The sequence below is a fragment of the Streptomyces sp. NPDC048637 genome, from assembly GCF_040650675.1.
Classification (GTDB): domain Bacteria; phylum Actinomycetota; class Actinomycetes; order Streptomycetales; family Streptomycetaceae; genus Streptomyces.
Genome location: NZ_JBEZHQ010000041.1, coordinates 81388 through 83328 on the forward strand (window position 1 = coordinate 81388; position 1941 = coordinate 83328).

The 1941-nt window shown below is 73.4% G+C and carries 1 protein-coding gene; it reads left to right on the plus strand.

Features of this window, described 5'->3' with window-relative positions; translation table 11 throughout:
* The first annotated feature begins 190 nt into the window (after positions 1 to 190).
* Complete coding sequence (locus AB0C46_RS34100) at positions 191 to 1729, plus strand: DUF2079 domain-containing protein (RefSeq protein WP_362832636.1); 1539 nt, start codon at positions 191 to 193, stop codon at positions 1727 to 1729.
* Positions 1730 to 1941 lie beyond the last annotated feature (212 nt).

The following is a 1941-nucleotide window of genomic DNA, read 5'->3' on the forward strand; positions in this document are numbered from 1 at the left end:
CCGGCGCCCCCCCGCGCCGCGCCCGCGCGCCCCGGGGGCCCCGGGCCGGGGTCCGTCCGTTTCCGGGAACGGACGGACCCACGCCCGCGTCTGAACCACTGCCGGCCCGGCCGTCGCAGCGCCGCGGCCTCCGTGCGGTCCGGTCAGCCGCTTCGAGTATCTTTTCGAGCAGGGGAGAGTGAGGATCCGCATGGACACGGCCGCAGCAACGGCTGGGGGCGCCCCCGGACGGATTCTGGGAGCGGACAGCGGCAGCGTGCCGCCGCCCCGGGCCGCCGAGCCGGCCGCCCCCGCGACCGCGACCACCGACGCGCCACCGGCCAGGACCGGCCGGCTGCGGCGCACCGTCCACCGCCTGCGCACCCGGACCGCGCCGCTCCGCGCCCCGCACCTCGACCCGTACTGGACCGCCGCGTTCTTCTTCGTCGCGTTCGCGCTGCTGTCCATCTGCCGGTTCCGGACCATGTCCCTCTCCTCCTGGGACCTGGGCATCTTCGAACAGGCCGTACGGGGCTACGCCCACTTCCAGGCCCCGATAGTCGACCTCAAGGGCCCCGGCACGAACATCCTCGGCGACCACTTCAGCCCCGTGCTGATCGTGCTCGCCCCCTTCTACCGGGTGTTCCCCTCCCCCCTGACCCTGCTGACCGCGCAGGCCGCGCTGTTCGCGCTGTCCGTGCTGCCGGTCGCCCGCGCCGCCGCCCACTACCTGGGCCGCGCCCCGGGCCTGGCCCTCGGCTTCGCCTACGGCATGTCCTGGGGCGTGCAGAAGGCCGTCGACTTCGACTTCCACGAGATCGCGTTCGCGCTGCCGCTGATCGCCTTCGCGCTGGAAGCGGTGCTGCGCGGACGGTGGACCGCGGTGGTGTGCTGGGCCGCGCCCCTGGTACTGGTCAAGGAAGACCTCGGGGTGACCGCGGCCACCATCGGCGCGCTCGCCCTGCTCCGCACCCGGCGGGCCAGCCCCCTGGCCATCGGCCTGGTCGCCTTCGGCATCACCGCCACCGCCGTCACCCTCGGCGTGCTCATACCCGGCTTCAACAACTCCGGCTCGTACGACTACTGGAGCAAGTTCGGCGCCGACGGCGGCGGGGCCACCATCCCCCTCGACACCGCCGTCCGCACCACCCTGTGGGTCCTGCTGCCCACCACCGGCCTGCTCGCGCTGCGCTCCCCTCTCGTACTGGTCGCGCTGCCCACCCTGGGGTGGCGCTTCCTGTCCCACGATCCGCACTACTGGGGCATCGACTGGCACTACAACGCCGTCCTGATGCCGATCGTCTTCCTCGCCCTGATCGACGCCCTGCCGCAGGTGCGGGTATCGGCCCGCCCCTGGCTGCGCTCGTACGCCCACCATCTGCCGGCCGCCGTCCTGGCCGCGGCCCTCGCCCTGACCGCCAATCTGCCCCTGGCCCGCCTCACCGAGGCCGCCACCTACCGCACCCCACCGAACGTCACCGCCGACGAGAAGCTGCTGGACCGCATACCCGACGGCGCGACCGTGGAGTCCGACATCCGGCCGCTGAGCCGCCTCACGCACCGCACCAAGGTCTTCTGGATCGGCGACACGGGTGGGCTGTCGCCCGAGTACATCGCCCTCCAGCTACGCCACGACCGCACCCCGCGCCAGGTGCTGGCGGAGGCGACCGGGCGCCATCCCCGGTCCACGTATGTGCTGCTCGGCGACACGGCGGATCTTCTGGTGTTCCACCGGACCTCTGGGAAGTGAGTTCCCCCCCACGATTCGGGTGGCCCCGCCGTGTCAGTTCCGCCTGTCGGCGGGTGGGGTGTGTTGGGGTGGGGCCCCGGTTTGTGGTGGGTGCCGGTGGCGGGGCCTCCGGGGTGGGTGTTCGGACTGCTTTCCGCGCCGGTGCCGCCCGGTACGGGCACCTGGGCCGCACCTTCAACGGGCCGCGGCCCACCGCCCGTACGACTTCCGCC